Raw genomic sequence first — 26,580 nt, 5'->3', positions numbered from 1 at the left:
CTCAGGTGTCCAGGACCTTTGCTTCGGCGGGCCGCTTGCGCGCGGCGCGCCACTCTTCAAAGCGCTGCAGGACCACGAAGAACGACGGCACAAAGAGCACGGCAAGGCAGGTCGAGGCGATCATGCCACTGAAAACGGTGATGCCGATCGACTTGCGGGCGCTGGCGCCTGCCCCGGTTGCAAATACAAGCGGCGCCACGCCGAGGATGAAGGCGAACGAGGTCATCAGGATCGGCCGGAAGCGAGCCCGTGCCGCACCGGTGGCTGCCTCGATGATCGATTTGCCGGAGGCACGCAATTCGCGCGCCATTTCTACAATGAGAATTGCATTCTTGGCCGAAAGTGCGAGGAGCAGGATAAGGCCGATCTGAACGTAGAGATTGACGGCGACATGCAGGCCCAGCAGAATCGAAACAGGACCGATCAATGACAACGGTGCGGCAAGCAGAACTGCCACCGGGGCAATCCAGCTTTCATATTGTCCCGCTAACACCAGATAAACCAGCAGCAGAGCAAGCGCAAAAACCAGGTACATCTGGTTGCCGACAAGCTTTTCCTGAAACGAGAGAGCAGTCCAGTCGAAACCCAAACCGTTCGGCAGAGTGGCGGCTGCGATCTCTTCCATAAGTTTGATCGCCTCGCCCGACGAAAAGCCCGTCGCCGGTACGCCGATGATCGAAGCGGACGGATAGAGATTGTAGAGGCTGATGAGCGAAGGTCCAACGCTCGGTGTGATGGTCAACACTGTTCCCAGCGAGATCATGTCGCCATTCTGATTGCGCACGGTCAGACTATTGATGCTTTCCGGCGTCAGGCGAAACTGTGCATCTCCCTGAACATAGATCTGGAACACCCGGCCGAATTTGTTGAACTGATCCACATAGCTCGAGCCGAGATAGCTGGCGAGCGCGTCGAAAACCTGATCGGTCGTCAGCAACAGGCTCTCGACCTTCTCGCGGTTGATCGCGACATCGTATTGCGGCGCATTTGCCCGGAAAGGTGCGCTGATACTCTGGATGCCCGATTGGGATTCAGCGGCCTTCACGATAGCATTGGTTGAGCTCTGCAATTTGGCGAGATCGAAACTGCCATCGCGCAGTTCTGTCTGCATGGTGAACCCGCCGGCATTACCGATACCCTGGATCGGCGGTGGCGGCAGAACGAGTACCCGCCCCTCGCCGACGCCTTTCAGTTTCATGTTGAGCGTCGTGTAGAGCGAAGCCAAATCTTCACCCGAACCACGCTTGCTCCAGTCGTTGAGCATAATGTAGGCAAGACCGGCATTGGCCAGCGAGGAATTGTTGTCGAGGGCGGAGATGCCGGCAATCGTAATGACCTGGCTGACGCCCGGCGTTTCCTTCGCGACCCGCTCCACTTCCTCCAATGATTTTTCAGTGCGGCCAAGGGCAGCGCCGTCAGGCAATTGTACAGCTGCCAGAAGATAACCCTGATCCTCGATCGGTAGGAAGCCGGTTGGCGCGCGGGACATGCCATAACCGGCAGCGGCGATGATAAGCAGCGCGATCACCGCCATGAGGCCGCTGCGCGCGACCATCGAACCGATCACACCAACATAGCCATTCTCGAGACGCTGGTAGACCGCATTGAAACCGCGATAAAAGAAATTGCGTTGTTCCGGCGGCACCGGTACTCGCAACCACATGGCGCACTGTGTTGGCTTTAGCGTTGCGGCGTTGATAGCGCTTATGAATGCGGTGGCGGCAATCACCAGCGCGAACTGCGCAAATATCTGGCCGGTGATGCCGGGCAGAAAGGCAGCGGGCAGGAACACGGCCATGAGAACAAGCGTGATGCCGACGATTGGTCCGAAAAGCGCATCCATGGCGCTGATAGCGGCGTCGTGGCCCGACATTCCGCGTTCCATATTGTGTGCGGCACTTTCGACCACCACGATAGCGTCATCAACGACGATGCCAATTGCCAGCACGATAGCGAACAGCGTCGAGAGGTTGACCGAGAAACCCATCGCAGCCATTGCGGCAAAAGCGCCGATGATCGTCACCGGTACCGTCGTCGCAGGTACCAGCATGGCCCGCCAGTCCTGCAGGAAGACAAGGATCACGATCAGCACCAGAAGTGCCGCTTCGAACAATGTCTTGTAGACTTCGCCGATTGCCTGGCTGACGAACGTGGTCGTGTCGAACGGAATGGAGTAGGCGACCCCTTGCGGAAATTCGGCCGCAAGTGCCTTCGTTCTGGTGCTGACACGCTGAGCCACATCGAGTGCATTGGCGCCCGGCGACAGGAAAATGGCAAGGCCCGCCGAATCCGCGCCATCGAGCTTGAATACCTGACTGTAGGTCTGGGCGCCGAGTTCAACCCGCCCGATATCGCGCACCCTTGTCATGCCGCCATTGGCGTCTGTCTTGACGATGACGGCAGCAAACTCGTCGGGATCGTCGAGGCGGCTTTCGACATTGATCGTGTACTGGAAGGATTGGTTCTCAGGCGCTGGCGGCATACCCACCTGACCTGCAGTGACTTGCGCGCTCTGCTGTTGCAGCGACTGGATAACATCCTGCGCGGTCAGCCCGCGCGCCCGCATCTTGTCCGGATCGAGCCAGATGCGCATCGAATACTGGCCTGCGCCAAACACCGTGACATTGCCAACGCCGGGTATGCGGGCAATCTCATCCTTGAGCGCTATGGTGGCGTAATTGCTGAGGTAGAGGCTGTCATGGCTCTTGTCCGGCGATGTCAGTGTGACGATCTCCAGGATCGACGTCGACCTTTTCTGAACATTGACGCCTTGAACCTGCACCGATTGCGGCAGCGAGGCCAGAGCGGCAGAAACTCTGTTCTGCACCAGCACCTGTGCCGCATCGAGGTCGGTGCCGATCGCGAATGTGACTGTGAGCGAGTAGCTGCCGTCTGATGCCGCATAGGATTGCATATAGAGCATGTTCTCGACGCCGTTCACCTGCTGCTCGATCGGCAGTGACACCGTATCGATCAGCGTCCGCGCACTGGCGCCGGGATAGCGGGTCGTAACCTGGACGGTTGGCGGCACAACATTCGGATATTGCGCAACCGGCAGCGAGTACAGCGATACGAAGCCAATGACGACCATGAGGATGGCGATGACATTGGCCAGGACCGGCCGTTCTATGAAGAACTTTGAGATCATTGCGCGGCGCCATTCGCAGCAACGGCGCTCAGTTCCGTCAATTGCGGCTCGATCTTCTGGCCGGGTATGGCCGAAAGCAGACCGGAAACGACAACGCGATCTTCCGGCGCGACGCCCGTGGTAACCACCCGCAATTCGCCTACCAGCTGACCGATCTCAACCTTGCGCTGTTCGACTATATCGTCCTTGCCTGCAACGAGGACGTAGCGCCCGCTCTGGTCGCTGCCAATGGCGCGATCCGGAACAAGCAACATTCCCGGCTCTTCGAACAAGGGAACGCGCACGCGCACGAAATAGCCGGGCAGCAATTGCCGTTCGGCGTTCGGGAGCACCGCACGGACGGCCAGCATGCCGGTGGAGGAAGTGATGGTTGGCGCCACATAGTCGAGCGTCCCCACATGCGGGTAGCCGGTCTCGCTCTGCAGACCGACCTCGGCACGCACCTTTTTCAAATCCTGCGCGGTCATCCCGCGTTTCTTCATGTCTGCGCGGATACGCAGCACGTCCTTCTCGCTGACGTTGAAATTGACATAGATGGGATTGAACTGGACAATGGTTGCAAGCGTCGTGGTGGAGGCGATGACAAGTTCGCCTATCGACACCAGCCGCGCGGTGACGACACCATCGAACGGCGCTTTCACCTGCGTGTAGCTCAAATTGAGCTGAGCCTGTTTGATATTGGACGCGGCCTGTTGCTGAATGGCCAGGTCGGCTTCGCGTTGGGCCTCCGCCTTCTGCAGATCCTGCTGCGTAGCGAAGGTCTTGGATACGAGCGCTGCCTGCCGTTCATATTCCGCCTGCGACAGCTTTACAGACGCGTCGGCCGATGCCTTTGCAGCGGTCGCCTGGTCTAGCGCCAGTTGGTAAGACTCGGGTTCGATGACGAAAAGCACAGTGCCGGCTTTCACCGCATCGCCATCCTTGTACTCGATTTCCTCGATGAAGCCCTGAACACGTGCAACCAACGCAGTCTGGTTGACTGCTGCGGTGTTACCCGTCGCCTCGAGATAGGGCGTGACGTTCTGCTTCACCGGGAGCGCTACATCGACCTTGGGCGGCGGTGGCGGAACGTAAGTGTTCTGTTGATTACAGCCAGCTAATCCCAGCGCAAACAACACGGTGCAAGCTAAACCGATCCCGCGGCCTGCGCAGAAAGAACGTTCGTGTCGCGCGTGCAATCCTCTTATTCTGGCCATCTTGTCCCCCAATTGGCCTTTGCAGAAAACGCATGACGGATGCTACTTTATTCGGCATCTGAGAGATAGCTCTCCATCACAAATTGTAGGGGGGATGAGATGCGGATAATCTTGAGCGTCATTGGAATTGGTCTGTTCTGCAGCGCTGCCATGGCGCAAACTGCCGCCGAACGTGCGGCATGCATGGCGGACTTTCAGAAATACTGCTCCGGCGTTGTGCCAGGTGGCGGGCGGGTTATCGAGTGTCTGGCCAAGCAATTGGACAAGCTCACGCCCGAATGCAAAAAAGTCGTCCAGTCGCACGCTCCGAAATAGACTGGCCGTCCCATTCATCAAATCATGATGTCGCCCAGTTCCTGTTTGGCGACGGTGCGCAGGCGCTCAGCTTCGCCCTCGCCGATCCAGCGATATGGAAAACGTAAGCGTGTGCTTACCGGACCCCAATTGCCGATCGCGGCCAGCAGCTTGTCGAGAGCGGCATTTGAATATCCAGCCTTCTGCCTGAACGGAACGATGTGCTCGTCCATGAATTTGCAGATGCGCTGTTCAATCTCGAGGGCCGCATTGATATCTTCATGCATCAATTGCGTCCAGCGCTGGGCACCGCGCGGACTAAGACATGCGACGTTTGAAAACGACCCCGCGGCGACACCTTCCTTGACACCGGTGGCAAGATGATGCCCGGGAAGGAAGAGCGCGACTCGATGCAGATGCGCGCGGGCCGCGGCGTACCAGTTTGCATCGCCATCGGCGAGTTTCGCTCCGGTCACAACGGGTGTTGCGGCCAGTATCGCGCCGAGTTCCTTTGGCGAAAGAACGCGTTTTGCATGCGGTGGATTGTAGAGGATAAGCGGAATTCCGCTGGCAATCTCGGATGCCCTGTTGAGGTAGTCGATCGCCTCCCTGTCAGTTAGCGGCCACCAGTCCGGCAAGATGACCTGAATGCCAGCGGGATCAAGCGAAGCTGCGCGACGCAGACGGTTGAGCATAATCGTGGAGTCGGGCTGGCAGGCGCCGATGACGAAGGGCATGCCAGCTTTTTGGCAGCGTTCGGTTAGCATCAATTGAATCCGGTCGAACTCCTCTTCGGTCTGGTTGTGGAATTCGCCTGCGGTGCCATTGGAGTAGATACCATCGACCTTCGCATCGATCAGAATATCGATTTCATCTCCGAGCTTGTCGAATTCAATGCTGTCGTCCGCCTCGATCGGCAGGAGGAGACTGGCCCAATTGCCGCTGATCGCGTGTTTTCCTGATTTCACATGGAGCTCCTGAGGTCAGTTCAAATCATCGCGGATACAGGCCTTGAACTGGCCCGGAGCGACTTCACGCAGTTGCGGCACTGTTTGGGCGCAGGCCTCCAGCGCCAGCGGACAACGCGTGCGAAACACACAGCCACTCGGCGGATTGGCCGGACTTGGAATATCGCCCTTCAGTATCTGCCGGTCGCGGCTTGCATCCGGATCTGGCGACGGGATCGCCGAAAGCAGCGCCCGCGTATAGGGATGTTGCGGCCGCGCGTAGAGATCGGCACTCGACGCAATTTCCATGATGCGGCCGAGATAGAGCACGATCACCCGGTCGCAGATATATTCAACGACTGCAAGATCATGCGAGATGAACAGCATGGTGAGACCGAGCCGCTGCTGCAGATCGCGCAGGAGATTGATCACCTGCGCTTGGATCGACACATCGAGCGCAGAAACCGGCTCGTCGGCGACAATGAATTCCGGCGCGAGCGTCAGCGCGCGTGCAATTCCGATACGCTGGCGCTGTCCGCCCGAAAACTCGTGCGCATAGCGGTTGATCGCTTCGGCTGGAAGATCGACCTGTTCCAGTGCGGTTCTAGCCCGATCGAGGCGTTCCTGGCGTGTACCGATGCGCTGGATTTTCAGACCTTCGGTCAGGATCTCGCCAATGGTCATGCGTGGCGACAGACTGGCAAACGGATCCTGGAAGATATACTGCATGCGGGGCCGTGTCCGTCGCATTTGCGAAGCTGAGAGCGTGGTTAGTTCGGTGCCGTCGAACCTCACGCTGCCCGAAGAAGGCTCGACCAACCGCAATACCGAACGGCCAATCGTGGTCTTGCCGCTGCCGGACTCGCCCACTAGCCCGACCACCTCGCCCTTGGCGATATTGAAGGAGATGCCTTCGAGGATATTGAGTTTCGTGCCACGGGAAACGTAGTGTTTTGCCAGATCGTGGACGATGAGGAATGGAGCAGCGGTCATCGGCTCACCTCCTTCCATCTAAGGCATCGGCTACGGTGCATGGCATTGACCTCGGCAAGGGGCGGCACCGCCACCCTGCACGCATCGATGGCATAGCTGCAGCGCGGAGAAAATGCGCAGCCATCCGGCATGTCGGCAAGGCTCGGCACAACACCGGGGATAGCGGCCAGTTTCTCTCCCGCCTGCTTCATGCGGGTCGCGTCGCCCAGGCGCGGCATAGAAGCAAGGAGACCAAGCGTGTAAGGATGGCGCGGATTACGGAAAACCTCGCCGACTGGCCCCTCCTCCACGATCCGCCCAGCATACATGACCGCGACACGGTGGGCGATCTCGGCCACCACGCCAAGATTATGCGTGACGAACAGCATGCCCATGCCACGCTCGCGCTGCAGCTTGAGCAGAAGGTCGAGGATCTGCGCCTGAATGGTCACATCGAGTGCGGTCGTCGGTTCGTCGGCGATCAGCAGTGTCGGATCGCAGGCAAGCGCCATGGCGATCGTCGCACGCTGGCGCATACCGCCGGAAAGCTCGTGCGGATATTGCCCTGCCCGACGTCTCGCATCGGGAATGCCGACTTGATCCAGAAGTCCGACCGCCGAATTCATGGCGGTTTTCCGGTCAACATTGCGATGGATGCGGATAGGTTCAGCGATCTGGTCGCCAACGGTAAACACGGGATTGAGACTCGACATTGGCTCCTGGAACACCATGCCGATATCGTCGCCGCGGATTTTCCGCATATCTTCCTCACCCAGCGTAACGAGGTCGCGAACCGCGCCATCCTTGCTCTTGAAGCGGATACTTCCGGCCGCGATCGCCCCGACATTGCGGGTCAACAGGCGCATGACCGACAGGCTGGTTACGGATTTGCCGGAGCCAGATTCGCCGACAAGCGCCACCGTTTCGCCGGCTGCAACGGTGAGGTCGATGCCGTTGACAGCCGTGATCTCGCCGCCGCGGGTGCGGAAGATTGTCCGCAGCCCGCGAATATCGAGAATGGGTTCGATGATGCGCTTGTCCATGTCTGGCATCAGCCGAGCAAGCCCGTGACACGCAGGATCGCGTCGATCTTTGTAGTTTCTGCATCGTTGAGCGCCTGCCGGGGGCGTGGCATGACGTTCGTGTCGATGATACCAAGGCTGCGCATGGCGGTCTTGAACCCGCCCACGCCGGACGCGCCGCCGCTGACGCGGCTTTGCGCAACCCAGACGATCTCGAACAGGCGGCATAGCCGTCCCTGCTCCTTGCGCGCCGCGGTCCAATCGCCGCGCTGGGCGGCATCCCAAAGGCGGACATAGCCGTGCGGATCGACATTGGCGAGACCCGGGACAACACCGTGCGCGCCCATCGACAACGCATTGTCGACGACGATCTCGGAGCCGGTCATCAGGAAAATGTCCTTGTGTTCGGCGAGATCCAGCAAGGCGTAACGGAAATTGCCGTCATCGCCACTCGAATCTTTGAGACCGATGATGGTGCCTTCCTTTGCCAGCGTGGTCACTGTCGAACGCGCGAGTTTGGTGTGAACGCAGACCGGGATGTCGTAGGCGACAAGAGGAATATCGACGGCATCCTTGATGTATCGGAAATGGTCGATGATCTCGGGCTGGCTGGTCACGGTATAATACGGTGCGGTCACGACTACCGCGGCAGCACCGGCCGCCTTGGCGATCCTGGCATGACCAATGACGTTATCGGTCGTGGCATCGAGTACGCCGGCAATGACCGGTACGCGGCCGTTGACGACTTTCACCGAGTGTTCGAGGATTTCCTGCCGCGTCTTCTCGTTGTGAAACACCACTTCACTCGTGGAGCCCAGAACGAACACGCCGTGGCACCCTGCCCCAATCAGATGTTCGAGCACGCGCGTGTAAGAAGGATAGTCAACCGTAAAATCCGGATTGAGCGGTGTTACGACAGGAGGAACAACACCATGGAATTTTGTCATTTTCGCTTTTCTTTCTTGTTAATTTAGCTCGGCGCGAGGATCGAAGGCATCTCTCAGACCATCGCCAATGAAGTTGATTGCAAGAACGGCAAGGACCAGCGCTCCGCCGGGAAACAGCCATTGCCAGGGAAATTGTTCGAGAACCGCAGTTGAGCGGGCGGCATTGAGCATGTTGCCCCAGCTGGCGGCGGGCGGGGCGATGCCCAGACCGAGGAAGGAAAGGCCCGCTTCTAGAAGGATCGCATTGGCGATTTGCAGCGTGGCATAGACAACAAGGATATCAATGGAGTTCGGCAGGCCGTGACGGAACAGGAGGTGCCCGAGCCCTGCCCCCATGCCGCGCGATGCCAGGACGAAATCGCGTTCGCGCAATTCGAGCAGGCGCGAGCGGATCATGCGTGACAACAGTGGCCACGAGAGCAGCGAGATGACAAGGACCGTCGGCCAGATACCAGTACCGGCGATTGATGCCAGCACCAGCAGGAAAATCACTGGTGGCAAAGTCATGACCAGATCGACAAAGCGCATGATGACAGCATCGGCCCAGCGCCCGGCAAGCGCCGAGATGGCGCCGACCAGAAATCCGATGATCGCCGAGATGATGGTCGAGGCCACGGCTACCAGCAGGGAAATGCGCCCGCCTTCAAGCACGCGGACAAAAACATCGCGGCCGACGCCATCCGTTCCGAACCAATGGGTGGCGGTCGGTCTACTGTTCATGGCCAAAAGATCGATGTCGTTCGGCTTGAGCGTCCACCACAGCGGATAGGACAGGATCATGACCAGCATCGGCACGATGATGCAGACGCCGAACAGCGCCGCCTTGTTGTGGCCGAAGCGGTGAAATGCGCGCGCCATCGGACCTGGACTGTAGGGAACTGCCCGCACACTCATCTCAACCCACCTTGATACGTGGATCGATGACCGCATAGGTGATGTCGGTCAAAAGATTGACGACGATCACGCAGGCGCCGATGATCAGCGTCGCACCCATGATGACCGGGTAATCACGCGTCTCGACGGCATTGACGAGCAACAGCCCCATGCCCGGCCAGTTGAACACGCTCTCGATGAAGATTGCGCCGCCAATTGCCAGACCGATGGTCGAGCCGATGACCGTCACCACGGGCAGCAAGGCATTGCGCAAGGCATGCTTGGCGATGACCCAGAATTCCTTGACGCCTTTTGCACGGGCCGTCCGCACGTAATCCTGGTTGAGCACTTCCAGTAGAGAAGAGCGCATATAGCGCATGATCAAGGCGGCTTGGGCGATAGAGAGAAGCGCCGCCGGCAAGATCAAATGATGGAGCAGATCAGCAATGGAAAATTCTGCGCCGGGCGTCAGCATGCCACCAGACGGAGCCCATCTCAGACGAACGGCAAATATATAGAGGCCGATCAGGGCGCTCAGAAAGGCCGGGCTCGAAATGCCAACAAGGGCAAACACCGAAAATGACAGGTCAACAGGAGAGTTCCGCCGTACCGCGCTGACAACACCAGTGACGATGCCGACGACGATGGCGATGACCAATGCTGATCCCATCAGCAGGACCGTCGGACCTATACGCGACAACACCAAACCCAACACCGGTTGGTCCTGACGCTTGATCGAAAAGCCGAGATTACCCGTGATCGCCTGTTGCAGCCACGCCAGATATTGCACCGGCAAAGGCTTGTCGAGCCCAAGTTGACTGCGCAATTCGGTAAGCTGCGGCGGTGACATCGGAATGTTCGGATCTATATAGGCATCGATCGGATCGCCAGGGGTGAGACGCAACAGCACGAAGATCAGCACGCTCAAGGCAAGGAGCATGCCCACTCCTATCAGCAGACGTCGAAGACTGTATTGAAGCATTTTCGTTCCGTTTTGCCGGGGTGGCCAACGCCACCCCTCAAACTACGATCAAACGGGTGCTATCACTCGCCGAGAGACCACTTTTCCGGATGAGCCTGATAGGGTCCGCCGCCCGGTGCAGGTGTCCAGACGAAATCCTTGACCTTCGACGATACCACGCCATAGCGATTGGCCACCCAGAGGGTTGCCCAGGGCAGATCGGAATTCATGACCTTGCAGACATCCTGATAGCGGGCATCGCGCTTGGAGGCGTCGGTCTCGGCAAGGGCGGTGTCGAGCGCCTTGTTGAGTTCCGGCATTCGCGCACGCACCACATTCGGACCCGCTGGCGGAATCTGCTTTTCATTGAGACCAACATTGATACTGCCCGCATCCGGCCCGTTCTGAAGACCGGCATAGACCAGCTGGAATTGTGAGACGTCCGGCTTCGGATTCAGGACAATGCTATTATAAGTCGGCGTATCCACAGCACGCGGCACGACATTTATTCCGACCTGCGCGAGCATGGCCTGCACGGCGGCGAGCACGTTGGTCGCGAGCGGCGTGGTGTAATAGGTCAGAAGGGTGATCGGCTTGTCGCCGTTGATCTGCGCCCATCCGGCTTCCTCCAGCAATTGCTTGGCCTTTTCCGGATCGTAAGCATAGGTGTCGATGCCTTGCGGGATCAGCCGGTCGGCGACATAGGCGCAGTTGGCCGGCTTGGCAGCCGCGCCATAGAGGCTCTTGATGACGGCATCACGATTGATCGCATACATCACAGCCTTGCGGACGCGGACATCTTTCCAGATCGGCGATTCGTGATTGAAGCCGAGATAGTTGACCACGAAGGAGTTGCCTTCGATCACCTTGAAAGCTTCGTCGTCCTTGAACGTCGAGACGTCATTGGAGTCGACGTAGGTGAACTGGATTTCACCGGCACGAAGGGCGGCAATGGCCGCGGCCGGATTGGCGAAGTACCGGTTGATCACCCGTTCGAGCGCAGGCTTTCCGCCGCGATAGTCGGTATTGGCGGCAAGTTCGACATATTGATCGGCGACGTATTTGGCGAACTTGAAAGGTCCGGTACCGATTGGCGAGGTAGACCACCAGGCATTCTTGGCGAGCTGATCTGCCGGTATGGACGACAACGCATGTTCGGGCAGCATCATTACCTTGGTCATCGTGTCGAGGGTGCTAGCGCTCGGGGCGCTGAGCTTGACGACCAAGGTGTGCTCGTCCGGTGCTTCAACGGAGGCAACTGCCTTCAACCGGGCAGCAAGAACCGATCCCGATTTCGTGTCCATGGCCAGGCCCATCGTGAATTTCGCATCCTTGGATGTGAACGGCTTGCCGTCGTGCCATTTGGCGTCCGAGAGCTTGAACGTATAGGTCATCTGGTCCGCGCTGACTTCATAGGAATCCGCAAGGACGCCCACTACCTTCTGCAGTTTCTCGTCATAGGTGACGAGCGGCTCGAAATAAACGCTGAGCCAAGTGAATCCGGCCGTTGCAGCCAGCGGGTTGAAGTTACCCTGGAACCCTCCCGGCCCCACATCAAACCCACCCGACAAGGTTGCCGCCTGTGCAGTGACCGTTGTCAACGACACGCCTCCCATCACCGCGGCAGACAGTGCCAGCGCCGAAGCAATCATTTTCAGTTTCATGGAATCCTCCCATTGGATGTATTCGTCTTGTTGTGTTCAATCACTCGAGCGATCCCCTCGTAGTGACTGTCGAGACGGTTGCGTGCGTCTTCGAGATTTCTGGCTTCCACAGCGTCGACGATCGCCTCATGATCACGCCACGTCGCCATCGGATCGGTGTTTTCGAGATTGACGAAATCGGACGCCTTATAGAAAGCCAGCCAGAACACCTCGATGAGCCGCACCAGCGTTTCGTTTTCCTGGCAGCGGAACAGCAACCGATGGAACAGCCGGTCTTCATCGACAAATGCTTCGTTACGCTCGGCATGGACTCGCATCCGCGCCACGACCTGCCGCAACTCGTGGATATCTTCGTCGGTAATTCTCTCCAGGGTCTTGCCTATCAAGCCGACCTCCAGCGTCCTGCGAATCTCCAGCACTTCCTCGATCTGGCGCAGAGCGCCACCTAGCCCATAGGCGAGATTGTCAAGTAGCGGCTCAAAGGAAAAAGCTTTGACGAAAACTCCCACCCCGCGCCTCGATTCCAGAACGCCAACCGACTCCAGAGCCTTGATCCCTTCGCGCAGCGAGTTCCTGCTGACACCAAGCTGACTGGCCAGTTCGCCTTCCGGCGGCATCGGCGCCCCCGCCTCCATGCCATTTTCGTTGATATAGGCCCGCAAACTTTCCTGAACGGACACATGCAGCAAAGGCGCACGATGCAGGGGCTTGAGGGATTTGAACGCCATAATCCATTTCTTCCTATCAGAAAATCTACGACGGTCAGCTAGATACCCACTTGTAGGATATCTGTCAACAGGACAGATGAAAAGACGGATATGGAGACTTAGCGGGTGTGTTTTTGCAAACAACACCTAGAAGTGAATTCCCGTAAAATAGTAATCTGTTGACAGTCTTCAATTTGGTCCGTACGTTTCGATCAAGCCAATCTTAACGGAAGACCGACCTCTCGGTTTCTGTGAACACTCGGGAGGTGGAATGGCATTCCTGGAATTAGACGGCCTGACCAAGAGCTATGGTACGCTTACGGTTGTCAAAGGCGTCAATCTATCAGTCGACAAAGGCAAACTCGTTTGCCTTCTTGGGCCTTCTGGCTGCGGCAAGACAACAACGCTAAGGTTGGTCGCAGGCTTCGTTCCGGCCAATGCGGGTGAAATACGTGTCGGCGGAAAAACGATATCATCCGCTCATTCGACGGTGCCGCCTGAAGGGCGCAACATGTCGATGATCTTCCAGAGTTATGCGCTCTGGCCACACATGACAGTCTTCGAGAACGTGGCTTACGGTTTGAAGTTGCGGCGTCTTCCGCAATCGGAAGTCACCAAGAGCGTCCGGACGATCCTCGCAGCAACACAGCTTCTTCCACTGGAGAGCCGCTATCCGGGTGAGCTCTCCGGCGGTCAACAGCAACGTGTGTCGCTAGCGCGGGCATTGGTCATCAAACCTGAAATCCTGCTCCTCGACGAGCCGCTTTCGAACCTCGACGCCAATCTGCGTGAGGAGATGCGCTTCGAGATTCGCAGGCTGCACGACGAATTCCGCTATACCACAGTCTATGTGACGCATGATCAGGCGGAAGCCATGACAACGGCCGACATTATCGTCGTCATGAATGACGGCCGTATCGAGCAGGCGGGTTCGCCGGAAGATATTTACGAACGTCCGGAGACTGAATTTGTCGCCCGCTTCATTGGCGGCACCAATATTCTCAGCGGCACCCGCGGCGACGCGGATAGCGTCATTGGCGAAGGCGGGCTCGTGCTTCGTTGCGGCAGCGGCAGTACCGCGAGCTCCGGAAAGACAGCGGTTTCGGTCCGCCACCACGACATCGAGCTGTCATCGGCCAAGCCAAAGAGCGCCGCCACCAATGTGACCATCGGCACGGTCACGCGGCAAATCTATCTCGGTTCGCACCGGGACTATCTCGTTTCAATCGCTGGTGGAGAAACGGTGCGCACAGTCGCGCCAGTCAACGTCGCGATCCCGGTTGGCCAAGAAGTATGGCTGCATTTTCCGCCAGAGAAATGCCGGGCGCTCGCACAATAAGGGAGGAACTATGCATGTGGAAGAAAGCTCTATCTGCCGCGCTCTTGGCTACGGGACTGGCGGCCTCATCCGCCGCCTGGGCTGAAGCACCGGCACCCTATCAGATTACGCCCGAGCTCGAAGCTGCTGCAAAGGCTGAAGGCAAGGTGGTGTTCTATACCGCAACCGACGTCGCGGTTGCAGAAAAGCTCGCCGAGCTCTTCAAATCCAAGTACCCGGGTATCGCGGTACAGGTAGAGCGTGCGGGGTCCGAGCGTGTCTTCCAGCGAATTGGCCAGGAATACTCGACCGGCATCTATAATGCCGACGTCATCGAGACTTCCGACGCGGTGCATTTCGAATATTTCAAGCGCCAGGGCTGGCTGGCACCCATGGTGCCGCAGGAGGTTGCCGACAAGTGGCCGGCTGACGAGCGTGATCCCGACGGCAATTTCGCTGCCTATCGCGCGCATCTATCCGTCATCGCCTACCGTACGGACCTGATGAAGGATGCAGATGCTCCAAAGACATGGGAAGATCTGCTTGATCCGCGTTTCAAGGACAAGATGGTCAAAGCGCACCCGGGCTATAGCGGCACTGTGATGACTTCGACTTTTGTGCTGAGCCAGCTTCTTGGCTGGGACTATTTTGAAAAGCTAGGCAAGCAGAACATCATGCAGGTGCAATCTTCGACCGAGCCTCCGAAGAAGCTGGCTCAGGGCGAGCGGGCTCTTGAGGTCGATGGCAATGAATACAACGTCTTCCGTCTCATCGACGAGGGTAAGCCCATCAAGATCGTTTATCCGGATGAGGGCACACCGCTTGCAGTCGGTAATGCAGCGGTCCTCAAGCAGGCGCCTAATCCGAACGCCGCGAAGCTATTCTACGCATTTCTCTTTTCGCTCGATGCGCAGCAGCTCAACAGCGATTTCGGCGGCTTGAGGTCGTTCCACCCTGGCGTCAAGGAAAAGGCGGATCGCACACCGTTGTCGAAGATCAAGATCCTGCATTCGGATCCTGAAAAACTCGAGCCCGAAATCCAGACTATCAAAGCCAACTACGAAAAGTATTTTGGGACATAATTGATCATGACCAGTGACGTTCAGGTTCAAGCTTTGCCGGTTCAGGGTCGGCGCCGTGGCATCGACCTCTCATGGCCGACCTTCGCTCTGTTGACGCTTGTCCTGAGCGTTCTGGTTCTCCTGCCATTATTCTGGCTCGTCTATTATAGCTTTCGCAGCGATACCGGCGCGGGCGCCACCTTCGCCAATTACATTGCCCTCGTCGCCGATCCGACGCTTCTTCGCGCCTACGGTCTTGCCATCGGCATGGCTCTGGCCGTCGGTATTCTTGCGTGCCTTATCGCAACGCCGATGGCATGGCTCGTTGCCAGAACCGATCTGCCGGGACGGCGTATCATCAGAATATTGGTGACCGCGTCCTTCGTGACGCCACCGTTCCTCGGGGCTATCGCCTATGAGATTCTCGCTGCGCCGAACAGCGGCATCGTCAACATCATCTACCGAAGTGTCTTCGGTCTCGAAGCGTCCGAGTATCTGGTGAATATCTACACATTCAGCGGTCTCGTTTTCGCTATCGCCTGTTTCACCTTTCCTTACGTATTCACGCTTGTGGCGAACGCGCTCGACAAGGTTCCATCCGATCTCGAGGACGCATCTTCGATCCTCGGCGGCAAATCCATGACCACCTTGCGGAAAGTGACGATTCCGCTGGTGTTGCCGGCCATGCTGGCCGGAACACTAATTGCCATTCTCCAGGCTTTGACGATGTTCGGCTCACCAGCCATCCTTGCCCTGCCCGCCGGCTTCCATGTCATAACCACGAAGATCTGGAGCCTTTTCCAGTTTCCACCGCGTCTCGGTCTTGCAGCCGCGGCGGCATTACCGCTATTGATCATCACCGTCATTCTTCTGCGAGCTCAAAAGTCGATCCTCGGCCGCAAAGGCTACACTGTCCTCGGGGGCAAGAGCGGCACACCGCGCATTACCGAACTCGGACGCTGGAAGTGGATCGCGGTCGTCTTCGTCTTCTGCATCCTCAGCCTGACGATCCTGCTGCCCTATCTTGCGATCCTGAAAACCGCTTTCACGGAAACCGTCGGCGATCCGATCAACTTCAACACTTTGACACTGAGCCACTGGCGGTTCGTGCTGTTCGAATTTTCAGCGACACAGCTCGCTCTTCGAAATACTTTTCTTCTGGGTTTCCTCACGGCGACTGCTGTCACCGCGATCGCGCTGGTTGTTTCGTATCTGGTTATCCGCCGCTCGGTCCCAGGCTCGGGTTTCCTCGGCGTCCTTGCCACGGCTCCGGTTGCGATCCCCGGCATCGTTCTCGGCGTCGGGCTGTTCCTCAGCTATGCCAATCCAACATTCCAGCTCTACGGAACGATCTGGATTCTGCTCATCGCTTTCATGACAATCGAGCTTCCGGCAGGCTACCAGCAAATGTCCTCGGCCTTTTCTGGCGTTCATCCCGAATTGGAGGAAGCCGGGCGCATCATGGGCGCTTCTCGGTTGAAGACCCTTTGGGACATCACGGCGCCGCTGCTGCGGACGAGTGTCGTTGCTGCCTGGTGCTTCGTCTTCGTCGGCACAATCCGCGAACTCTCGGCAACGATCCTGCTAACCACGGCGAATACAAAGCTCGTCTCGGTTATCATTTATGATCTCAACGAGAGCGGCGATCTCGGGGCGATCTGCGTTCTCGGTATCATTTTGCTTGCCGCGTCTTTTGCCGTGGTCTTTATCGCCAACCGGGTTCCAGTTCTTGGTGGTTCGCAAATGAATACGCGGGGCTAAGCGATTTGCCAGCTCCGTTAAACCCCGTAGATCCTGCCAGTTGGCAGGGTCGCCAATTGCTGGAATTGCTGCTAAACGAGGGCTGAAGGAGTAAGATCCGCAAGGTTTGAGCTCCGCTTTTACTGGAACCGTCATAATGGCTTATGCATGTCAGACATAACGAACGCCCCGCATAATCTGTCCGCGATCGATTTTCTCCGGACCCGCTCTCTCGCGAACGTGGTCCAGGCGGAGATTGAGAGGATGATCATCGATGGCGAGCTCAAGCCGAATGAACGGGTGAACGAAAACGGTCTTTCGCAGCGGCTGGGTGTGAGCCGCGGACCAATCCGCGAAGCCTGCAGTGCATTGGCGGCCATGGGGCTCATCGAGATCATCCCGAATCGCGGCTTCTTTATCCGGGCTCTCACCAACGACGAAGCCCAGGACCTTTCCGAAGCCCGTGCCGGCGTCTTCGGATGCATGGCCATGATGCTGGCCGAACGGGTGACCGACGCTCAGATCGCCATCCTGAGAGCCTTGTTGCAGCGCATGGATGAGATCGTTGCGCTGGGCGACGTGCACATCTACTATCCGGTCAATCTGGAATTCCATAAGCAGATCACTCATATGGCCGGGAACAACCGCCTCGAACTCATTTATCAGAGTTTTGTGCGCGAGTTGCACATCCAGCGCTATCGTGCACTTTCAAGCCGCGACGTGTTGCATATCTCCAACGACGAGCATCGGGCCATTGTCGATGCCCTTGAGGCGCGCGATCCCGTTCGCAGCCTCATCGCTGCACGCACCCATATTCTCAACGGTATCGTTCGTACCCGTCAGGCCGGTCAGCCAGGCGTAGGGGGTGAACTACCGGAAAAAACGCCGCGCAAGCAGCGTGGCATTGAGAAGTCCACCGACGAAACCTGACGCCCTTCGCCTCAGCCAGTAGAGGCTTGCGTTTTTGCAAACACAAAACTGTTGACAATTAACAATCCTCCCAGCACAGTCGAATTGAGACTTTATTCAAGACAGACGTGACATAAGAGGATTTCGCATGAACCAGAACAAGGCAGTCGATATCGAGCTGACGAAATACGTCGCCGAATTCGTGGTCGAGACAAAATTTACTGATCTCTCGCCGGAAGTCGTCGAACTTGGCAAGAAATCGATACTCGATGGCTTCGGTCTTGCGCTTTCCGGTTCGGTTGCCAAGAGCGGCGAACTGGTTCGCCAGCACCTCGGCGACCTTGGCCTAGCTGCGGGCGTAGCCACAGTCATAGGAGGCGGCCGCAAGGTAGCGCCCCGCTTCGCCGCTTTCGCCAACGGCGTCGGCATCCACGCGGATGATTATGACGACACACAATTGGCCGTCGCCAAGGACCGCGTCTATGGTCTGCTCACGCATCCAACGGCACCAGCATTGCCTGCAGCCTTTGCTATCGGCGAGCTTGTCAAGTCTTCTGGCAGGGACTTCATGCTGGCATACCATCTCGGCGTTGAAGTCGAGTGCAAAATCGCCGAAGCGATCGCCCCGCGTCACTACCAGACGGGCTTCCACGCAACGGCAACCTGCGGAACTTTTGCTGCCGCCGCAGCAAGCGCCAGACTGATGGGCTTCGACGTCGCGACCACACAGCGTGCCCTGTCCATTGCTGGCAGTCAGTCAGCTGGCCTGCGCGAGAATTTTGGCACCATGACGAAGCCGTTCCACGCGGGACGATCCTCGGAAAGCGGCGTTGCAGCAGCGCAGTTTGCGTCCTACGGCTGGACCGCCACACCGCGCATCCTTGAGGCACCGCGCGGCTTCTTCGCCGCAGCGGGTGGGGGTTACGATCAAAGTGCCATCCTCGACAAGCTCGGCGCACCGTGGACCTTCGCCAATCCCGGCATCTCGATCAAACCGCATCCGTCAGGCTCCCTCACCCATCCCGGCATGACCGAAATGCTACGCCTGATCAAACAGCATGACATCCGCGCCGAGGATGTGAAGCACGTTCGCGTCGGTACCAATTCCAACATGCCGAATGCCTTGATCCATCATCGCCCAAAGGACGAACTTCAGGCCAAATTTTCCATGGAATTCTGCATGGCGATCCTGCTGCTTGAAGGCCGTGCCGGTCTTAGCGAGTTTGCGGACGCCGCTGTCGAACGCGAGGATGTCAAGGCGATGATCGAGAAGGTCGACTTCGTTATCGACGACGAGGCGGAGGCCGCTGGGTATCACCTGATGACAACGCTGATCGATATCGAGCTCAAGGATGGCCGCAAGATCTCCGGTCGCGCTGATTTCGGCAAGGGCAGTCCGGCCTTCCCGATGAGCTACGACGAGGTGGCTGGGAAATTCCGTGAGAACGCCGAGTTCGCCGGGATGTCCCGCGTGAAGGCGGATGAGATCGTCGAACTGGTGCGCGGGCTGGAAAACCTCCGCACACTGGACGATCTGTCAGCGCGTCTCATCTCCATCGCCTGACGAAAATCACCATGCCAGACTCGGGAACATTGGGTGGCGGTCCGCGTGTCTTCGACCGCACCCTCGCAAGGATCGGTCTGGCATTCCTGATCGGCATTGCGGGCGCTGTGGTCGCGAAAAGCATCGCAATGCCCCTACCCTATCTTCTCGGTCCACTCCTGGCCTGTGGCAGTGCGGCAATCATGGGTGCGCCCCTTGCCGCGTTGCCGTACGGCCGAGAACTTGGCCAGGTGGCAGTGGGGCTCGCCATAGGCTTGCGCTTTGTTCCGGTCGTGGTCATCGCCATCGCCAAATTGCTCCCGTTCATGCTGTTTGCGACGCTTTTGATGATCGTTGCAACGATGGTCGCGGCGCTGATGATGCGAAGGCTTGCCGGAACCGACCGCAAGACGGCTTTCTTTGCGACAGCAGCCGCCGGGCTTGCAGAAATGGCGGTCGTCGCCCACCAGAAAAGCGCAGACAGCGATACGGTCGCGGTAGTTCATCTTATCCGGGTTACTTCGATCGTGACGATTGTTCCGTTCCTGGTAACGATATTCGGCGAGGATGGCGGTATTCGCCTCACGCCGATACCGTTTCGAGGCGAAGCAATACCCCTTGTCGCCCTTTTCATTGTGGGAGCATCGGCTGCATTTCTCGTACGGCGGTTCAAGCTGCCCAATACCTGGCTTCTGGTTCCTGCGGCCATTGGTGCCGTTGTCTCCGGCTTTGGCTTTGGCCCATTTGCGGTTCCATCGATCATCCTGACCATCGCGCAGATCGTCATCGGAGTCTGGCTCGGCTGCCGCTTTCGGCGATCGCTTCTTGGCAGGCTATGGCGGGTTACCTCTTCGGCTTTTGTGACAACGGCCTTTCTTCTTGCCGTGGCCATTGGACTAGCCTGGGCCCTGTCCGCGGCGACCGGTCTTTCCTTCGTCACCAGCCTTCTTGCCGTCGCACCAGCAGGGGTAACCGAGATGGCTCTCACCGCAACCGCCATGCATCTCGATGCCACCGCTGTGACCGCCTTCCAGATCACGCGGATTGCTGTCGTGATGACGACGATCCTCTTCACCCTCCGGATATTTGAAACCTTTTCGCGTCGTCTCGACGCCACCTCTGATTGAAAGGACTGTTTCCATGACCAGCCATCTCGTGATCGGGATTTTGAACGGCGATGATATCGGCCATGAAATCGTGCCGGCAGCTGTGGAAGTAACACGCGCCGCTGCCGCCAGGACAGGTTTGCAGATTGATTGGCGGCCAATGCCGATCGGCCGCACTGCACTCGACACCCACGGCTCGACTTTCCCCGAAGGTACGATGGAGACGCTTTCCAGGATGGACGGCTTCATTCTTGGCCCGATCGGGCATCAGGCCTATCCAAAAGTCCCAGGCGCTATCAATCCGCACCCGATCATGCGCAAGGGCTTTAATCTCTTTGCCAATGTCCGCCCCACCAAGTCCTTTCCCGGACTTGGTGCCATCCATGAAGGCATCGATCTCGTCATCGTGCGCGAGAACAATGAAGGATTCCAGCCCGACCGCAACGTCGTTGCCGGCTCTGGCGAGTTCCGGCCGACCGAAGATGTGACGATCTCGGTTCGCGTTATTACGCGGGTGGGTTCATCACGTGTGGCGCGGGCAGCATTCGAGATCGCGCAGCAACGTAAAAAGCGCCTGACGCTGGTGCACAAGAATACTGTTTTCAAGCTCGGTTGCGGCATGTTCGTCGAAGAATGCCATCGCGTCGCCAAGGAATTCCCCGATGTCACTGTCAATGAAGTGATCGTCGACACGATGGCGATGCGTCTTATTCGCGACCCGCAGAGTTTCGACGTCATTGTCACCACGAATATGTTTGGCGACATCTTGACGGACGAAGCTGCGGGGCTTGTTGGCGGTCTCGGCATGGCGCCGGGCCTGTGCATCGGCGAAGGTAATCTGGCGATGGCTCAGGCCACCCATGGCTCGGCTCCCGATATCGCCGGCAAGGGCATAGCCAATCCATTTGCGATGATCGAATCCGCCCGGATGATGATCGAGTGGCTTGGACACAACCGCAAGATACCGCAAGCGGTGGAAGCAGCGTCTATTATGGAGAAAGCGATCGCAACGGCACTTGGCAACCCAGCCACACGCACACGCGATATCAAGGGGACCACCGACACCGCCGGAATGACCAAAGGGATCATTGCGGCGATTGGCTAGTACGCCGACCTCTTACCCTCCCCCTTGTGGGGAGGGGGCTGCGGAGCAGCAGGGAGGGGTTCTTATTTGACCAGCGGTGGAGATCGTTCCAAAGGGCCCCTCCCCGTCGCTTTGCTCCGTCCCTCCCCACAAGGGGGAGGGTAGAAGCGCCATCTTTTGCACAGTCCTATTCAGTCGCGAAAATTCGCGGCGGTATTTCAGCCCTTGATCTCCACAGGCTCCTGTCCGCTGAAGAATTTCCAGAACGCGTCATAGACAAGGTCTGGCAGTTGCTCAGCCGGGTAATGGCCCGTCGGCATTGCCCAGCCCCGCATATCCGGAGCCCACGGCTTCCAGGCCTCAAGCGGCGCAAAATGACGGCCGCAATGGCTGTTGGAGCCCCATAGCACCAGCACCGGGCAGTTGATCGTGCGCTTGCCGAAGTCTGCCGTATCCATGGCGAGATCGACGCTGACGGTAGCGCGATAATCCTCGCAGACCGCATGGATTTGCTCGGGCGTCGTGCAACGCTTATATTCCGCCATCGCTTCCGGGCTGAATATTTCAAGGCCGACGCCTTTCTTGTTCAGCTTATAGTCGATGTAGTAGTCAAGATCCGCAGTGAGTAGCTTCTCGGGGAACGGAGCCTTCTGCGCCATGAAGAACCAGTGATAGGCCTCGAGTCCCCAGCCAAGAGTAACGTTGGTAAGCGCGTGGTATGTCGGCACGATATCAAGCGAAGCCAAGCGTTCGATCCGATCCGGAAAATCAAGCGCCATGCGGAAAGCAGCGCGTGCACCGCGATCATGACCGGCCACCTGGAATTTCTCGAAGCCGTAATGCGACATGACCTCGGCGTTGTCCTGGGCCATCGCGCGGAATGAATAGCCGGCATGATCTTCCCCTCCATCGGGCTTTGAACTGTCGCCATAGCCGCGAAGATCGGGGGCAACAACTGTGAAGCTTTTTGCAAGCGCCGGAGCGATCCTGTGCCAGCTAACATGCGTCAGCGGATTGCCATGCAGGAGAAGGAGTGGTGGGCCCTCACCGCCAATCGCCACGTTGATCTCGGCGCCCGCCGTCCGGATCCGCTCGTAGCGGAAGCCATGCATCAGTTTTCCCTTCTCTTCAAAGAACGGCGGCATCTCGGACATCGGCTTGGTCAGCGACATCGTATTTCTCCTTCTCACTTGCTCTCAAACATGCAGGATACTGTCGGGATAACGACATGCCCATTTTTGTAAATTGTCAACAATTTATAATTGACAATTGCGAAAAAAATCGGCATCCGAATATGTGGAAACGGAATTGCGACATGCGCCGCCAAGGAGTCAATCAATGAAGACGTACAAGATTGCAGCCATTCCGGGCGACGGTATTGGCAAGGAAGTGGTTGCCGCCGGGCTTCGTGTCCTTGATGCCTGCGCAACCCGCGATGGCAATTTCAATCTCGATGTCGAGGATTTCCCTTGGGGATCGGACTACTACAAATCGCATGGAGTTTTGATGCCCGAGGGCGGCATCGACGAATTGAAGGCCTTCGATGCGATCTATTTCGGCGCGGTGGGCGCGCCCGATGTTCCTGATCATCTGACGCTCTGGGGCTTGCGCCTCGCCATCTGCCAGCCCTTCGATCAATATGCCAATGTTCGTCCGACCCGCATCCTGCCCGGAATCGAAAGCCCGCTGCGCGGGGTTACGGCCAAAGATCTCGATTGGATCATTGTCCGCGAGAATTCCGAAGGAGAATATGCCGGCCAAGGTGGCCGCTCGCACCGGGGTCTGCCGGAAGAAGTCGCAACGGAAGTCTCCATCTTCACGCGCGCCGGCGTGACCCGCATCATGCACTTTGCTTTCGAACTGGCGCAATCGCGGCCGCGCAAGCTGCTGACCGTCGTCACCAAATCGAACGCCCAGCGCCACGGCATGGTGTTGTGGGACGAAATTGCCCGCGAGGTCGCGACTGAATTTCCCGATGTCACCTGGGACAAGATGCTGGTCGACGCAATGACCGTCCGCATGACGCTTAATCCGCGATCGCTTGATACGATCGTGGCGACAAATCTGCATGCCGATATCCTCTCCGATCTTGCTGCTGCACTGGCAGGGTCCATCGGCATTGCTCCGACGGCAAACCTCAATCCCGAAGGGCGCTTTCCCTCGATGTTCGAACCCATCCATGGCTCGGCCTTCGACATCACCGGCAAGGGCATCGCCAATCCCGTCGGCACGTTCTGGTCGGCGGTGATGATGCTGGAACACCTTGGTGAGCCCGCTGCTGCGGCACGGCTTATGCGCGCCATCGAACGCGTTACCGCAGACCCAACGCTTCACACGCCGGATCTTCGCGGCAACGCAACAACGGAAATGGTCACAGACGCCGTCTGCGCTGCTGTTCTCGGCGACAACGAATAGAGAGGAAACAAGATGCCAGCCAACAGTCTCAAGATCGCGGTGATTGCCGGCGACGGCATCGGAAAAGAAGTGGTGCCGGAAGGGCTGCGCGTGCTCGAAACCGCCGCGGAAAAGTTCGACATCGACATCAAGTTCGACAGTTTCGACTTTGCCTCCTGCGACTATTACGCGAAGCACGGCCGCATGATGCCGGAGGACTGGAAAGCGCAGATCGGTGGCCACGACGCGATTTTCTTCGGCGCCGTCGGCTGGCCGGAGACCGTTCCGGATCACATCTCGCTCTGGGGCTCGCTTCTGCAGTTTCGCCGCGAGTTCGACCAGTATGTCAACCTGCGTCCGGTTCGCCTGATGCCGGGTGTTCCCTCGCCGCTCGCCGGTCGCAAGCCCGGCGACATCGATTTCTTCGTCGTGCGCGAGAACACCGAGGGTGAGTATTCCTCGATCGGCGGCAAGATGTTTCCCGGAACCGAGCGCGAAATTGTCGTGCAGGAGACGGTGATGAGCCGCATCGGCGTCGACCGTATCCTGCGTTTCGCCTTCGATCTTGCCCAAAGCCGCGGCAAGAAACACCTGACCTCGGCGACCAAATCCAACGGCATTTCAATCACCATGCCCTATTGGGACGAGCGGGTGGAGGAAATGGCGAAATCCTATTCCGACGTGCGCTGGGACAAGTATCACATCGACATTCTCTGCGCGCACTTCGTGCTGAACCCCGACCGGTTCGATGTCGTCGTGGCCTCCAATCTTTTCGGCGACATTCTCTCCGATCTGGGACCCGCCTGCACCGGAACCATCGGCATCGCACCATCCGGCAACATCAATCCGGAGCGCAACTTCCCGTCGCTGTTCGAGCCCGTTCATGGTTCGGCGCCGGATATCGCCGGCAAAGGCATCGCCAATCCGATCGGGCAGATCTGGGCGGGCGCGATGATGCTCGAGCATCTCGGCCACCCGCAGGCGGCGGCTGCAATCGTTGCTGCAATCGAGGCCGTTCTCGCCGATCCCTCTTCCCGGACCGGTGATCTCGGCGGCACCGCAAACACAATCACCAGCGGCAAGGCCGTCGCAGCTGCGCTTATTTCCGCATCCAGTTCCGATATGTCGAGGGCATCATGAGCTCAGAGCTTCCCATCATCGCTCTCACACCCGGCGACTGCACCGGCATCGGTCCGGAACAGACCGCACGCATTCTGCACGACCGCAGGATGGCGGGCGCTGCCCGCATCGTTGTTGTCGGTGATGCCAGAGTGCTGGATCTTGGGATGCGCCAGGCAGGAGTATCGTTTGACTATAAGCGCTACACATCGCCCGCCGCGATTGATTGGTCTGACGATGCGATTCCAATCATCGATCTCGCCAATACGGACCCAGCACTTTACGCACCCGGCGTCGGCAGCTCGGAATCCGGCCGCGTCACCGGTGAGACCCTGTCACGCGCTATCGATTTCGCCAAGACCGGTGAAGTCGACGCGGTTTCTTTCGCGCCGCTCAACAAACGCGCCATGTATGATGGCGGATGGAAATTTCCCGACGAACACAAGATGTTCGCTCATCTCCTCGATCACAAGGGCTATTTCAGCGAGATGAATGTGCTCGACAATCAATGGATGTCACGCGTGACATCCCATGTTTCGCTAAGGCAAGCAGTCGAGCAGATCAACCGTCCAGCGATCGAGAGTGCAATCGTTCTTGCGACAACGATGATGCGGAAGGCGGGGATCGAGTCGCCCCGGCTTGCCGTCGCCGCACTCAATCCGCACGGCGGTGAAGGCGGCCTGTTCGGCACCGAAGAAATCGAGATCATTCGCCCTGCCGTTCAGGCCATGGCGGCAAAGGGCATCAACTGCGAGGGTCCCTTCCCCTCCGACACGGTCTATCTCAAGGCTTTTGCAGGAGACTATGACGGCGTGCTTTCCATGTACCACGACCAAGGCCAGATCGCGACGAAGATGCGTGGCTTCAACCGAGGTGTGACCGTGACTGCAGGCCTCGATACCGTTTTCACAACCCCTGCCCACGGAACAGCGTTCGATATCGTTGGAAAGGGCGTGGCAGATACCGGTGCGTTCGAGAACGCCATCAAGCTGGCAAGCAGGCTCGTCCAGTTTAAACGGATCGGCACGCTAGAGCCAGGCAGCCAACATTGAAGCGACCACTGCACCAAGCCCACCAAGCACCAGCACGCCTAAAACAGGAAACCTTGGCACCCAGAACAGGATCGCGCCGGAAAGACCCGCGATGAGAACCGCGATGATCCCACCGTCGGCAAGCCGGAACAGCGACAAGACGCCGGCGATGATCAGGCCGATACCGACCGGCGCAAGGCCCTCGCGCATGGCGCGGTGCCATTTCTTGTCGCGATGTGTGTTGGTCAGCTTGAATACCGAATAGCACAGCATCGAAGACGGAACGAAAAGAGCGAGTGTAGCCACGAAGGCTCCGAGCCATCCGGCGACCTTCCAGCCGATGACCGTAGCCAGCATCATGCCTGGCCCAGGAGCGGCGCGCGACACAGCAAACAGATCGAGGAATTCGCGCGAATTCACCCAGGCATGGACGCTGACGGTTTCATGTTGAATGCCGGCCACGATGGCTGCACCGCCGCCGATCGATGTGAGCGAGAAAGGGATGAACACCAAGGCGATTGCGACGAGTGTATCGAAACGCAAT

At 58.2% G+C, this 26,580-nt stretch carries 23 protein-coding genes; 11 read left to right on the top strand and 12 right to left on the bottom strand.

The genetic code is table 11. The annotated features are described in order from the left end of the window. Nucleotide 1: 1 nt before the first annotated feature. Together ACSQ3H_RS24235 and ACSQ3H_RS24230 are read right to left on the bottom strand one after the other, a co-directional pair. The gene (locus ACSQ3H_RS24235) at nucleotides 2-3,148 is read right to left on the bottom strand and encodes an efflux RND transporter permease subunit (protein ID WP_436119675.1); all 3,147 of its coding nucleotides are present in this window, start codon (nucleotides 3,146-3,148) and stop codon (nucleotides 2-4) included. Further along, entirely contained in the window at nucleotides 3,145-4,344 is a 1,200-nt protein-coding gene (locus ACSQ3H_RS24230) for an efflux RND transporter periplasmic adaptor subunit (protein ID WP_436119674.1), read from the bottom strand. Before ACSQ3H_RS24230 ends, ACSQ3H_RS24235 begins: the two co-directional genes overlap by 4 nt. Before the next feature lie 99 nt (nucleotides 4,345-4,443). Between ACSQ3H_RS24230 and ACSQ3H_RS24225 the strand changes: the two genes are divergently transcribed. Beyond that, nucleotides 4,444-4,659, top strand: a complete 216-nt coding sequence (locus tag ACSQ3H_RS24225; protein WP_436119673.1) for a cysteine rich repeat-containing protein — start codon at nucleotides 4,444-4,446, stop codon at nucleotides 4,657-4,659. A gap of 17 nt (nucleotides 4,660-4,676) precedes the next feature. On the opposite strand, the gene ACSQ3H_RS24220 is transcribed toward ACSQ3H_RS24225, so the two are convergent. From ACSQ3H_RS24220 to ACSQ3H_RS24185, 8 genes are all read right to left on the bottom strand, one after another. Then, nucleotides 4,677-5,606, bottom strand: a complete 930-nt coding sequence (locus ACSQ3H_RS24220) for a dihydrodipicolinate synthase family protein (RefSeq protein ID WP_436119672.1) — start codon at nucleotides 5,604-5,606, stop codon at nucleotides 4,677-4,679. Between the two features lie 15 nt (nucleotides 5,607-5,621). After that, nucleotides 5,622-6,578: an ABC transporter ATP-binding protein gene (locus ACSQ3H_RS24215; protein ID WP_436119671.1), complete on the bottom strand. Its 957-nt coding sequence runs from the start codon at nucleotides 6,576-6,578 to the stop codon at nucleotides 5,622-5,624. Then, the gene (locus ACSQ3H_RS24210; RefSeq protein ID WP_436119670.1) at nucleotides 6,575-7,600 is read right to left on the bottom strand and encodes an ABC transporter ATP-binding protein; all 1,026 of its coding nucleotides are present in this window, start codon (nucleotides 7,598-7,600) and stop codon (nucleotides 6,575-6,577) included. Before ACSQ3H_RS24210 ends, ACSQ3H_RS24215 begins: the two co-directional genes overlap by 4 nt. A gap of 8 nt (nucleotides 7,601-7,608) precedes the next feature. After that, nucleotides 7,609-8,526 (bottom strand): dihydrodipicolinate synthase family protein, encoded by a 918-nt coding sequence (locus ACSQ3H_RS24205; protein ID WP_436119669.1) that lies wholly within the window; start codon nucleotides 8,524-8,526, stop codon nucleotides 7,609-7,611. 18 nt (nucleotides 8,527-8,544) lie between these two features. Beyond that, on the bottom strand, nucleotides 8,545-9,456 hold the full coding sequence (locus ACSQ3H_RS24200) for an ABC transporter permease (protein ID WP_436119668.1): 912 nt from the start codon (nucleotides 9,454-9,456) through the stop codon (nucleotides 8,545-8,547). Then, nucleotides 9,422-10,381, bottom strand: a complete 960-nt coding sequence (locus tag ACSQ3H_RS24195; RefSeq protein ID WP_436119667.1) for an ABC transporter permease — start codon at nucleotides 10,379-10,381, stop codon at nucleotides 9,422-9,424. Before ACSQ3H_RS24195 ends, ACSQ3H_RS24200 begins: the two co-directional genes overlap by 35 nt. Nucleotides 10,382-10,443: 62 nt before the next feature. Beyond that, the gene (locus ACSQ3H_RS24190) at nucleotides 10,444-12,024 is read right to left on the bottom strand and encodes an ABC transporter substrate-binding protein (protein WP_436119666.1); all 1,581 of its coding nucleotides are present in this window, start codon (nucleotides 12,022-12,024) and stop codon (nucleotides 10,444-10,446) included. After that, nucleotides 12,021-12,752: a FadR/GntR family transcriptional regulator gene (locus ACSQ3H_RS24185; protein WP_436119665.1), complete on the bottom strand. Its 732-nt coding sequence runs from the start codon at nucleotides 12,750-12,752 to the stop codon at nucleotides 12,021-12,023. The genes ACSQ3H_RS24190 and ACSQ3H_RS24185 overlap by 4 nt, the downstream gene beginning before the upstream one ends. A gap of 250 nt (nucleotides 12,753-13,002) precedes the next feature. Here ACSQ3H_RS24185 and ACSQ3H_RS24180 point away from each other — a divergent pair, with 250 nt between their 5' ends. From ACSQ3H_RS24180 to ACSQ3H_RS24150, 7 genes are all read left to right on the top strand, one after another. Further along, nucleotides 13,003-14,070 (top strand): ABC transporter ATP-binding protein, encoded by a 1,068-nt coding sequence (locus tag ACSQ3H_RS24180; RefSeq protein ID WP_436119664.1) that lies wholly within the window; start codon nucleotides 13,003-13,005, stop codon nucleotides 14,068-14,070. 14 nt (nucleotides 14,071-14,084) lie between these two features. After that, nucleotides 14,085-15,131 carry an extracellular solute-binding protein gene (locus tag ACSQ3H_RS24175; protein ID WP_436119663.1) on the top strand — a complete coding sequence of 349 codons (1,047 nt, stop codon included), beginning with the start codon at nucleotides 14,085-14,087 and terminating at the stop codon, nucleotides 15,129-15,131. Nucleotides 15,132-15,137: 6 nt separating this feature from the next. Next, nucleotides 15,138-16,871 carry an ABC transporter permease gene (locus ACSQ3H_RS24170; protein ID WP_436119662.1) on the top strand — a complete coding sequence of 578 codons (1,734 nt, stop codon included), beginning with the start codon at nucleotides 15,138-15,140 and terminating at the stop codon, nucleotides 16,869-16,871. A 147-nt stretch (nucleotides 16,872-17,018) separates the two neighbouring features. After that, complete coding sequence (locus tag ACSQ3H_RS24165; protein ID WP_436119661.1) at nucleotides 17,019-17,780, top strand: FCD domain-containing protein; 762 nt, start codon at nucleotides 17,019-17,021, stop codon at nucleotides 17,778-17,780. A gap of 127 nt (nucleotides 17,781-17,907) precedes the next feature. Next, nucleotides 17,908-19,323, top strand: coding sequence for an MmgE/PrpD family protein (locus ACSQ3H_RS24160; protein ID WP_436119660.1), 1,416 nt, complete (start codon nucleotides 17,908-17,910; stop codon nucleotides 19,321-19,323). 11 nt (nucleotides 19,324-19,334) lie between these two features. Further along, nucleotides 19,335-20,429: an AbrB family transcriptional regulator gene (locus ACSQ3H_RS24155; RefSeq protein ID WP_436119659.1), complete on the top strand. Its 1,095-nt coding sequence runs from the start codon at nucleotides 19,335-19,337 to the stop codon at nucleotides 20,427-20,429. 13 nt (nucleotides 20,430-20,442) lie between these two features. After that, the gene (locus ACSQ3H_RS24150; protein WP_436119658.1) at nucleotides 20,443-21,513 is read left to right on the top strand and encodes an isocitrate/isopropylmalate dehydrogenase family protein; all 1,071 of its coding nucleotides are present in this window, start codon (nucleotides 20,443-20,445) and stop codon (nucleotides 21,511-21,513) included. A 197-nt stretch (nucleotides 21,514-21,710) separates the two neighbouring features. Here ACSQ3H_RS24150 and ACSQ3H_RS24145 read toward each other — a convergent pair whose 3' ends face one another. After that, nucleotides 21,711-22,664, bottom strand: coding sequence for an alpha/beta fold hydrolase (locus ACSQ3H_RS24145; RefSeq protein WP_436119657.1), 954 nt, complete (start codon nucleotides 22,662-22,664; stop codon nucleotides 21,711-21,713). A gap of 166 nt (nucleotides 22,665-22,830) precedes the next feature. On the opposite strand from ACSQ3H_RS24145, the gene ACSQ3H_RS24140 reads away from it, so the two are divergent. The 3 genes from ACSQ3H_RS24140 to ACSQ3H_RS24130 are packed head-to-tail and all read left to right on the top strand — an operon-like array spanning nucleotide 22,831 to nucleotide 26,057. After that, nucleotides 22,831-23,907: a tartrate dehydrogenase gene (locus ACSQ3H_RS24140; RefSeq protein ID WP_436119656.1), complete on the top strand. Its 1,077-nt coding sequence runs from the start codon at nucleotides 22,831-22,833 to the stop codon at nucleotides 23,905-23,907. Between the two features lie 12 nt (nucleotides 23,908-23,919). After that, nucleotides 23,920-25,026: a tartrate dehydrogenase gene (locus ACSQ3H_RS24135; protein WP_436119655.1), complete on the top strand. Its 1,107-nt coding sequence runs from the start codon at nucleotides 23,920-23,922 to the stop codon at nucleotides 25,024-25,026. After that, complete coding sequence (locus ACSQ3H_RS24130) at nucleotides 25,023-26,057, top strand: PdxA family dehydrogenase (RefSeq protein WP_436119654.1); 1,035 nt, start codon at nucleotides 25,023-25,025, stop codon at nucleotides 26,055-26,057. The genes ACSQ3H_RS24135 and ACSQ3H_RS24130 overlap by 4 nt, the downstream gene beginning before the upstream one ends. Here ACSQ3H_RS24130 and ACSQ3H_RS24125 read toward each other — a convergent pair. Continuing rightward, a complete protein-coding gene (locus ACSQ3H_RS24125; protein ID WP_436119653.1) occupies nucleotides 26,034-26,579 on the bottom strand; it encodes a chromate transporter in 546 nt (181 codons plus the stop codon). The genes ACSQ3H_RS24130 and ACSQ3H_RS24125 overlap by 24 nt on opposite strands. Nucleotide 26,580 lies beyond the last annotated feature (1 nt).

It is taken from the genome of Phyllobacterium sp. LjRoot231, assembly GCF_964253365.1.
Classification (GTDB): domain Bacteria; phylum Pseudomonadota; class Alphaproteobacteria; order Rhizobiales; family Rhizobiaceae; genus Phyllobacterium.
This window is presented reverse-complemented; position numbering and strand designations above follow the sequence as displayed.

Excerpts from the sequence above, each read along its gene's own strand:
- ACSQ3H_RS24235 (WP_436119675.1), bottom strand. The coding sequence starts at position 3,148 with ATGATCTCAAAGTTCTTCATAGAACGGCCGGTCCTGGCCAATGTCATC.
- ACSQ3H_RS24200 (WP_436119668.1), bottom strand. The coding sequence starts at position 9,456 with ATGCGGTCATCGATCCACGTATCAAGGTGGGTTGAGATGAGTGTGCGG.
- ACSQ3H_RS24130 (WP_436119654.1), top strand. The coding sequence starts at position 25,023 with ATGAGCTCAGAGCTTCCCATCATCGCTCTCACACCCGGCGACTGCACC.
- ACSQ3H_RS24210 (WP_436119670.1), bottom strand. The coding sequence starts at position 7,600 with ATGGACAAGCGCATCATCGAACCCATTCTCGATATTCGCGGGCTGCGG.
- ACSQ3H_RS24145 (WP_436119657.1), bottom strand. The coding sequence starts at position 22,664 with ATGTCGCTGACCAAGCCGATGTCCGAGATGCCGCCGTTCTTTGAAGAG.
- ACSQ3H_RS24185 (WP_436119665.1), bottom strand. The coding sequence starts at position 12,752 with ATGGCGTTCAAATCCCTCAAGCCCCTGCATCGTGCGCCTTTGCTGCAT.
- ACSQ3H_RS24215 (WP_436119671.1), bottom strand. The coding sequence starts at position 6,578 with ATGACCGCTGCTCCATTCCTCATCGTCCACGATCTGGCAAAACACTAC.
- ACSQ3H_RS24180 (WP_436119664.1), top strand. The coding sequence starts at position 13,003 with ATGGCATTCCTGGAATTAGACGGCCTGACCAAGAGCTATGGTACGCTT.
- ACSQ3H_RS24155 (WP_436119659.1), top strand. The coding sequence starts at position 19,335 with ATGCCAGACTCGGGAACATTGGGTGGCGGTCCGCGTGTCTTCGACCGC.
- ACSQ3H_RS24165 (WP_436119661.1), top strand. The coding sequence starts at position 17,019 with ATGTCAGACATAACGAACGCCCCGCATAATCTGTCCGCGATCGATTTT.
- ACSQ3H_RS24190 (WP_436119666.1), bottom strand. The coding sequence starts at position 12,024 with ATGAAACTGAAAATGATTGCTTCGGCGCTGGCACTGTCTGCCGCGGTG.
- ACSQ3H_RS24150 (WP_436119658.1), top strand. The coding sequence starts at position 20,443 with ATGACCAGCCATCTCGTGATCGGGATTTTGAACGGCGATGATATCGGC.
- ACSQ3H_RS24205 (WP_436119669.1), bottom strand. The coding sequence starts at position 8,526 with ATGACAAAATTCCATGGTGTTGTTCCTCCTGTCGTAACACCGCTCAAT.
- ACSQ3H_RS24175 (WP_436119663.1), top strand. The coding sequence starts at position 14,085 with ATGTGGAAGAAAGCTCTATCTGCCGCGCTCTTGGCTACGGGACTGGCG.
- ACSQ3H_RS24170 (WP_436119662.1), top strand. The coding sequence starts at position 15,138 with ATGACCAGTGACGTTCAGGTTCAAGCTTTGCCGGTTCAGGGTCGGCGC.
- ACSQ3H_RS24135 (WP_436119655.1), top strand. The coding sequence starts at position 23,920 with ATGCCAGCCAACAGTCTCAAGATCGCGGTGATTGCCGGCGACGGCATC.
- ACSQ3H_RS24160 (WP_436119660.1), top strand. The coding sequence starts at position 17,908 with ATGAACCAGAACAAGGCAGTCGATATCGAGCTGACGAAATACGTCGCC.
- ACSQ3H_RS24225 (WP_436119673.1), top strand. The coding sequence starts at position 4,444 with ATGCGGATAATCTTGAGCGTCATTGGAATTGGTCTGTTCTGCAGCGCT.
- ACSQ3H_RS24140 (WP_436119656.1), top strand. The coding sequence starts at position 22,831 with ATGAAGACGTACAAGATTGCAGCCATTCCGGGCGACGGTATTGGCAAG.
- ACSQ3H_RS24230 (WP_436119674.1), bottom strand. The coding sequence starts at position 4,344 with ATGGCCAGAATAAGAGGATTGCACGCGCGACACGAACGTTCTTTCTGC.
- ACSQ3H_RS24195 (WP_436119667.1), bottom strand. The coding sequence starts at position 10,381 with ATGCTTCAATACAGTCTTCGACGTCTGCTGATAGGAGTGGGCATGCTC.